The organism is Novosphingobium sp., from assembly GCF_027486195.1.
GTDB lineage: Bacteria > Pseudomonadota > Alphaproteobacteria > Sphingomonadales > Sphingomonadaceae > Novosphingobium.
Map to the genome: position 1 here is coordinate 1 of NZ_JAIXPP010000006.1, position 7,651 is coordinate 7,651.

Consider the following 7,651-nt stretch of genomic DNA (forward strand, 5'->3'; position numbering starts at 1 on the left):
CGAGTTCATCTTCCGCAAGGAAGGGAAGAAGAAGTAATGGCCAAGCTCTCGCTCTTCGATCGCCGCCGCCAGCGCGTCCGTACCGCGCTCAAGGCTCGTTCCGGTGGCCGTCCGCGGCTGTCGGTGCACCGTTCCGGCCGTCACATCTACGCGCAGATCATCGACGACGCCGCCGGCAAGACGCTCGCTGCCGCCTCCAGCCTCGTCAAGGGCCAGAAGTCGGTCGGCGCAACGGTTGATGCCGCCGCGCAGGTGGGCAAGGACATTGCCGATCGCGCCAAGGCTGCCGGCATCACCTCCGTCGTGTTCGATCGCGGCGGCTTCCTGTTCCACGGTCGCGTCAAGGCGCTGGCCGACGCTGCCCGCGAAAACGGGCTGGAGTTCTAAGATGGCTGACGAAACCAACCTGGATGGCGTTGTCGCCCCCGAAGCAGCTGCTGCCGAGGCTCCCCGCGAGGGCCGTGGTCCCCGCAATGATCGTGGCCCCGGCCGTGGTCGTGGTGGCAACGACCGTGGCGGTGAGCGCGGTGGCCGTGGCCGCCGTGATGATCGTAATGGCCGTGGCGGCCGCGACGATGACGGCGGTGAAGAGCTGATCGAAAAGCTCGTCCACATCAACCGCGTCTCGAAGACCGTCAAGGGCGGTAAGCGCTTCGGTTTCGCTGCGCTCGTCGTGGTCGGCGATGGCAAGGGCCGTGTCGGCTTCGGTCATGGCAAGGCACGCGAAGTGCCGGAAGCGATCACCAAGGCGACGGCTTCGGCCAAGAAGACCATGGTCCGCATCCCGCTCAAGGAAGGCCGCACCCTGCATCACGACGGCAAGGGCCGTTTCGGTGCCGGCAAGGTCAACCTCCGCTCGGCGCCCGCCGGTACCGGCATCATCGCCGGCGGCCCGATGCGCGCCGTGTTCGAGAGCCTCGGCGTTCACGATGTGGTGACCAAGTCGGTCGGCACTTCGAACCCGTACAACATGATCCGCGCAACCTTCGACGCGCTCACCGATCAGACCAGCCCCAAGTCGGTTGCGCAGCGTCGCGGCAAGAAGATTGCTGACCTGCTCGGTCGTGGCGGTGCGGCTCCGGTTGAGGCCGAGGCCGAAGCCGCGGCCATCGTGGAGTAATCGATATGGCAAAGATCAAGCTGAAGCAGATCGGTTCGCCGATCCGTCGTCCGGAAAGCCAGAAGCAGATCCTCATTGGTCTGGGCCTGGGCAAGATGCACCGCGTGGTGGAGTTGGAAGACACCGCTGAAGTCCGTGGTGCGATTGCGAAGCTGCCGCACATGGTGGCCGTGGTCGACTGACCCGGTTCCCGTTCGGTCGGATGGGTCACAAACAGGAAACAAGGCCTCGGTAGTGATACCGGGGCCTTTTTTCGTTCCCGCCGATGCAGATCCAGAACCATACCATAAGTTACTTTGAATACCGCGAATATGGTTCTTTGGGTCATATCGTTAGTAGTATTCCTGTCACCTTCGCATGCTCAGAGCGGGGCCATGCGGAGGCGGGCAATCAACTCTCGTTACCAGACTGGTGGCCCTCGATGGGTGCCGTTCTCCGCGCCGGATCAATCGATCCCCAATCGGAGAAAACGAGATGCGCTTCCACCCCACACTTCTTGCTGCGGCCAGCCCGATCGCGATCAGCGTAACTGCGCTGCTCTCGCCAGCGCTTGCGCAATCGACTGGCTCGGTCGATTTTGACAATGCGATCGTGGTCACCGGTTCGCGCGGGACTCAGCAGGTCGCCGGCGTTGCCTCGCCCGATACGCCCAAGGCCAAGGCCGTTCTGACGCAGGAAACCATCCAGCGCCAGAACCCCGGCCAGACCATTCTTGATACGATCAACCTGATCCCCGGCGTCAGCTTCCAGAACAACGACGCTTATGGTTCTGCCGGCGGCACGTTGAGCATCCGGGGCTTCGATTCAAGCCGCATCAGCCTGACCTTCGACGGCGTGCCGCTCAACGATTCGGGCAACTACGCGATCTATTCGAATCAGCAGCTCGATCCGGAGATTATTTCGGAGGTCAACGTCAACCTCGGCACGACCGACGTGGACAGCCCCACTGCATCGGCCGTTGGCGGTACGGTCAACTACCGCAGCAAGACCCCTGATCGCCAGGCTGGCCTGCTCTTTTCCGGGTCGGTGGGTGAGTACAATTTCCGCCGCGGCTTTGCCAAGATCGAGACTGGCGACCTCACTTCGAGCGGCACCCGCGCGTGGTTTTCTGCCAGCTCTGCCAAGAACGACAACCCGTTCAACAACTACGGCAAGATCAACAAGCAGCAGTACAACGCCAAGCTCTATCAGCCGCTTGCGGGTGATGATTTCATCGCAATTGCAGCGCACTACAACCAGAACCGCAACAACTTCTTCGGCTCGCTGCCGCTGCGTAACGATGCCAACCGCACTGTTGGTTCGGGCTCGGGCAATCGCTTCCCGAGCAATTCCGACGAGCGCGGCTATGCGGTCAATTATCCTTGCACGGTTGCCCTCGGCGTGACGGGCAAGGCGGACGCTACCAACACGTGCGGCACCGAATTCGATCGCCGCTATAACCCCTCCAACACCGGCAACGTGCGCATTTCCTCGCGCTTCACGCTGGCCGATCACCTCGTCCTCACGGTCGATCCGAGCTACCAGTGGGTCAAGGCCAATGGCGGCGGCACCGTGACCGGCCTTGAAAGCACCCGCACCATTGCCGGAACGAGCTACACCGGCTTCCTTGGCGGGCGGTACTACTTCGGCAAGGATCTCAACGGCGATGGCGATGCGCTGGATTCGGTCACGCTCCTCGCTCCGAGCCACACCCAGACCGGGCGCATCGGCCTGATTGCCAGCCTCAGGTGGGATATCGATCCGACCAACACGGTGCGCATCGCCTACACCTATGACCGCGCGCGCCACCGCCAGACCGGCGAGGTGGGCACCCTGCAGTTCGACGGTGAGCCGACGGACGTCTTCCCCATCAACAAGCCGCTGACGGCAGCCAACGGCGTGGTCGTCGAAAAGCGCGACCGCCTCTCCTTCGCCATCCTCCAGCAGGTCGCGGGCGAGTACCGCGGCGAGTTCTTCGGCGGCAATCTCGTGGTCAACGCCGGGGTGCGGGCGCCCTTCTTCAAGCGCAACCTGACGAACTACTGCTTCGCCACCTCGGCCAGCGGCAACGTCGATTGTTTCGGGCAGGATGCCACGCTCAATACGGCCTATGCCGCGGCCAATCCCTATTCCTTCAACAGCACCACGAACAAGATCACCGGTTTCGCGGCGCCGCAGCAGCGCGTGTTCAACTTCAACCGGGTTCTGCCCAACGTGGGCTTCGTCTACCGGCTTGGCAGCGGCGTGAGCCTTTTTGCCAACTACTCGAAGGGCCTCTCGGTTCCCGGCACGGATAGCCTCTACAACGCCTTCGTGTTTCCGCTCGGCACCGAACAGGCGCAGCCGCGGCCCGAGACGACCGACAACTTCGATGCCGGCGTGCGCTATCGCACCGGCAAGGTTCAGGGTGAAATCTCGGGCTTCTACAACAAGTTCAAGGACCGTCTCGCCAGCGCCTACGATCCCGAACTCGATACCACCGTCTACCGCAACCTCGGCAACGTGAAGAAGTACGGCTTCGACGGTTATGTGTCGTACCAGCCGATCCCGGCGATCAGCCTCTATGCCTTCGCCAGCGCGATCAAGTCCGAGATCCAGAACGATGTGCAGATCAATGCCACCACGTTTGCGGCGACTGCAGGCAAGCGCGAATCCGGCATCCCGACGTATTCGTATGGCGGCGCGATCCGCGGCTCGGTCGGGCCGTTCGATCTTGGCGTGACGGCGAAGCGCACCGGCCCGCGCTATTACAACGACGAGAACCTCCCCGTGGTTTCGGGCGGGAAAGAAGTCTATCCGGCGCAGATCCCGGCCTATACCTTCGTCAATCTCGATGCGCGCTTCAATCTCAAGGGCATCGGCCGCGGGAGCTACCTGCAGCTCAACGTCTACAACTTGTTTGACGCGTACTCGGTCGGCGGCGTGGGCGGCACATTGCTCCACACCGCAACCTACTTCGCGCAGATCGGCGCTCCGCGCACGATCAGCGGGACGCTTGTCGTCGGCTTCTGATCGGGGGCAGGGGAGGGCTGCGACCTCCCATCGGAACCGGCCCGGACGGGAGCGATTTGCTCAGTTCGGGTCGGTCACCCGGTAGCGCAAGATTGCCTCGCCTTCGGTCGGCACGCTGACCGTCCAGGTCGGCCGGCCGAACTTGCGCGTGAGCTGCGTGGAGGGGCGCTCCAGCTTCTCCCCGTCACCGAGGCGTACATTTCCCTCGAACGTCACCGACCAGGGATTGGCATTGCTCACCTTGGCCTCATAGTCGGTCCAGTTCTTGCCGGAGCCGGTTTCGGTCACGGCGACATGGACTTGCGGGGAGGTGCCGAGCGTTACCTCGACATCCTCGTCCACGGCATAGTCGCGCATGCCGCCCTGGCCGACGAGCAGCAGATCGCCGCCATGCGGCTCGAACACCGCGACCGGTCCGCCCGGCAGCGCCACGCCCAGCCCGTCTTCCTTGCGGTTGCGGGTGCGCAGCTTGATCACGGCATTGCCATCCATAGAGGGCCAGAGATCGGCGGTGTGCCAGGTCTTGAACTTCACGGCCTTGAGCTCGTGCATAGCCACCTGCTTCTGCGCATTGGCGGCCACCGTGGTCGGGATCGGCACGCGGTAGAGCTTGAGATCGCCTAGCCCTTCCTCGGTCACCTTGATTGGCGCGGCCTGCATGATGTTCGCCCGCCGCTGCGCCGTTACGACAATGTCGGCCGCCTCCATCATCATGACCGGTGCCGGCGCTGGCGGTGGCGGTGGTGGCGCCACCATTGGCGCCGGCACTTGCGGGCGCAGGTAGCAATGCAGTACCAACTCGCCGTCCTGCTCCTGCTGGTCTTCGCGCGCATCTTCGCGGTCCAGCTTGCCGCCGACAACCGCCGTGCCGGCATCGACAAAGCTGGTGGGATCGCTGCTGGCCAGCGTCACCCACGCCATCATGTCCGCCTTGCCGGTTGCCGGGTTCAGCCGCACGACGTAGTTCGTCTGCCAGTCAAAGCCCCATGCAAGGTAGGAGAGCGTGATCGTCGCACGCTGCGCCGCCGTGCTTTCGGTGCGCACCGAAAGCGTCGGCTTGGCGGAGAGCCCCTCGGGCATCTCGGTATAGACTAGCGCATCGGAGATCCCGCGCCCGCAATCGGCGATCTCGAAGCCCTCCTTCGTCTGCACGATCGCTGCGCCATCTGGCGCGGAGCGGATCACTGCGCGCTCCTCGGTCAGCGTGCCCTTACCGTCCTTGCCGCGCTGGCGGCGCAGGATCACCGGGCGGCCATAGGCGCGGGCATAGAGATTGCGCGCCGAAAGCAGATCGGCATCGAGGTTCTTCTCGCGCACGCCAGAGGGCAGGCCCGCCACCAGCGCGGATTCGGGCAGGATGCCGCCGGCCACGCCTTCGAAGCGAATCGTCGCCGCGCCCGCGGGGATCTCCACGGTGCGGGTCTCGGTGATCAGGGCATAGCCTTCGAGCCAGTTTAGATTCATCGCGGTATCGGCATCACGGTCGGGCGCACGGTAGATCGTGACGCCCACCGCATCCGGCCCGGCAGAGAGCACGGTCGGTTCGCCTGCCACCGCCGCTGCGGGCGCAGCAAGATACAGCGCCAGGGCTGCAAGAGGATACGCGCGCCGCACCGCCGCCGCGCTCAATACCGCGTGTCGAACTGGACGGTGAGGGTGGTCTCGCCATTGGCCGGCACGTCGAGCGTCCATGTCCGCTCGTCGAGCGTGCGCTGCGTGCCCTTGACGCTTTCCGAGGGGACCCGCGTGTCGCTCCACCAATTATCGAGTCCGGCCTGCACCAGTTCCACTTTCACCGGCGCGGGCCGTGCGTTGGTCACCTTGTAGGTCATCGTCGTGCGCCAGTAGACTTTCTGCCGCTCCACCGTCACGTCATCGGTCTTGCCGTTCACGGTGATCCGCCAGCGTCCGGTCTTCTCCCATTCGTCTGATGTGATCGTTTCGCGCTTCTGCACCGTGGGCTGCACTTTCACATCGAACGCCTCGCCGGTCCGCAGCGAAAGCGTCGATCCCATCGGCGTGTGGTCGATCGATTTTTCGCCGATGAACTGCGGAGCCCCGCGCGCGTCGCGCATATAGACGCGCACTGTGCCCGCCGGCAGCGCATCGCCCACGCCGCTTTCCTTGGCGGTCGAAAGCTTGAGCACGGTCGCGAAGCTCTGCGCCTCATCCGATGCGCCCAGCCAGCCGTTGCGGAAATAGTACCCCTTGCTCGCGGGAGCCCCCGCGACATCGAGGAAACTCACCTGCTTCTGCTGGGCATTGGCCACGGTGGTGCGCGCGGAGATGGGATAGACATAGAAATCGCCCAGCCGCTCGCGGTTGGCGCTCTGGGTGCCAGGCACGAAATCGACCTGCCGCTGGATGGGCCGCCGCCCGCCGCCATACTGGTTGTTGTCCTGCCCCGGGCTTCCCGCCACCAGCAGCACGCGGGCGCCCGGGAAGCTGGTGCCGGTATTGTTCGTCAGCGTGATCCAGCCCTGCAGGTCCATCTTGCCCGCGGCTTCGTCGAACAGCGCGACATAGTCCGCTTTCCAGCCGAAGCCGGAGGAGAGATAGCTCAGCGTGACCGGGCGCGGACCGGCATTCGCGGCATTGAGCGTGATCGATAGCGTCGGCCGCGCGCGCAAGCTCGGCGGCAGGCCGGAAAACAGGATTCGCGCGCCATAGCTTTCGAGCACCTCGATGCGGTCCCCGATCCGCACAATCGTCCCGCCGTTGTTGGCGAGCACCGTCGCCTGCTCGCGCGTTTCCACGCCCGTGGCCGGATTGGTGCGCACCAGCGTCACCGTTTGCCCCACCGCCTTGTCGAGCAGTTTTTCGGGCGAGAGCAGGTCATAATCGAAGTTCTGCTCGACAATGCCGGCATCCCCGCTGTTCAGCGTCACCGTCTCGGGCCGGATCATCGCCGAGACATCGGGAAATTCCTGTCGGCTCGTCCCCCTCGTCAGGGTGATCTGCCGCTTGTCCTGCACCAGCGCGAGATCGTTGTTGTAGATGGTGAGCGAGACATCGCCCTGTGCCGAGCCGGACGGCGAGATTCTTTGCGCGGCGAGGGGGAAGGGCAGTGTAGCTGCAAGGCTCAGCACCATGAGGCGGACATGCTTGCTCTTGGCCATCGGGTTCCTCTCGCGCGTGTTTTCTTTTCCTGCGTAACAGGTCTATCCGAGGCGCCGATCCTTGGAAAGCAGCCGATTGTCCCGATACGGGCGTGACATTCCTGCCTGCTTCGCCTAAGGGCCCACCTCCCATCAGCGCGACTCAAAGCGAAAGCGAGTGCTACGACATGACCAAGCTTAACGAACTCTCCGACAATTATGGCGCCCGCAAGAGCCGCATGCGCGTGGGCCGCGGCATCGGCTCCGGCAAGGGCAAGACCGCAGGGCGCGGCCAGAAGGGTGCCAAGGCACGCTCGGGCGTCTCGGTCAACGGGTTCGAAGGCGGCCAGATGCCGCTCCACATGCGCATCCCGAAGCGCGGCTTCAACAACATCTTCGCCAAGGACTTCGCCGAAGTGAACCTCGGCATGATCCAGAAGGC

Annotated in this window: 7 protein-coding genes; 5 read left to right on the top strand and 2 right to left on the bottom strand. The window is 64.1% G+C overall.

Going from position 1 to position 7,651, the window contains the following annotated elements; genetic code table 11:
- Window positions 1–36 precede the first annotated feature (36 nt).
- The 4 genes from rplR (at window position 37) to Q0071_RS00995 (ending at window position 4,111) form a co-directional block, all read left to right on the top strand.
- Window positions 37–387, top strand: coding sequence for a 50S ribosomal protein L18 (rplR, locus tag Q0071_RS00980; protein ID WP_298164289.1), 351 nt, complete (start codon window positions 37–39; stop codon window positions 385–387).
- A gap of 1 nt (window position 388) precedes the next feature.
- On the top strand, window positions 389–1,120 hold the full coding sequence (rpsE, locus tag Q0071_RS00985; RefSeq protein ID WP_298164279.1) for a 30S ribosomal protein S5: 732 nt from the start codon (window positions 389–391) through the stop codon (window positions 1,118–1,120).
- Between the two features lie 5 nt (window positions 1,121–1,125).
- Window positions 1,126–1,302 (top strand): 50S ribosomal protein L30, encoded by a 177-nt coding sequence (gene rpmD / locus Q0071_RS00990; RefSeq protein WP_298164281.1) that lies wholly within the window; start codon window positions 1,126–1,128, stop codon window positions 1,300–1,302.
- 292 nt (window positions 1,303–1,594) lie between these two features.
- Window positions 1,595–4,111, top strand: coding sequence for a TonB-dependent receptor (locus tag Q0071_RS00995; RefSeq protein WP_298164283.1), 2,517 nt, complete (start codon window positions 1,595–1,597; stop codon window positions 4,109–4,111).
- A gap of 60 nt (window positions 4,112–4,171) precedes the next feature.
- On the opposite strand, the gene Q0071_RS01000 is transcribed toward Q0071_RS00995, so the two are convergent.
- Window positions 4,172–5,665, bottom strand: a complete 1,494-nt coding sequence (locus tag Q0071_RS01000; protein ID WP_298164285.1) for a hypothetical protein — start codon at window positions 5,663–5,665, stop codon at window positions 4,172–4,174.
- 71 nt (window positions 5,666–5,736) lie between these two features.
- Complete coding sequence (locus Q0071_RS01005) at window positions 5,737–7,203, bottom strand: DUF4139 domain-containing protein (protein ID WP_298164292.1); 1,467 nt, start codon at window positions 7,201–7,203, stop codon at window positions 5,737–5,739.
- A 194-nt stretch (window positions 7,204–7,397) separates the two neighbouring features.
- On the opposite strand from Q0071_RS01005, the gene rplO reads away from it, so the two are divergent.
- The coding region (gene rplO / locus Q0071_RS01010) for a 50S ribosomal protein L15 (protein ID WP_298164287.1) at window positions 7,398–7,651 on the top strand (254 nt) is incomplete at its 3' end.

What these genes read in the sequence shown, in the direction of transcription:
- rplR (WP_298164289.1), top strand. Translation starts at nt 37, where the DNA reads ATGGCCAAGCTCTCGCTCTTCGATCGCCGCCGCCAGCGCGTCCGTACC.
- rpsE (WP_298164279.1), top strand. Translation starts at nt 389, where the DNA reads ATGGCTGACGAAACCAACCTGGATGGCGTTGTCGCCCCCGAAGCAGCT.
- rpmD (WP_298164281.1), top strand. Translation starts at nt 1,126, where the DNA reads ATGGCAAAGATCAAGCTGAAGCAGATCGGTTCGCCGATCCGTCGTCCG.
- Q0071_RS00995 (WP_298164283.1), top strand. Translation starts at nt 1,595, where the DNA reads ATGCGCTTCCACCCCACACTTCTTGCTGCGGCCAGCCCGATCGCGATC.
- Q0071_RS01005 (WP_298164292.1), bottom strand. Translation starts at nt 7,203, where the DNA reads ATGGTGCTGAGCCTTGCAGCTACACTGCCCTTCCCCCTCGCCGCGCAA.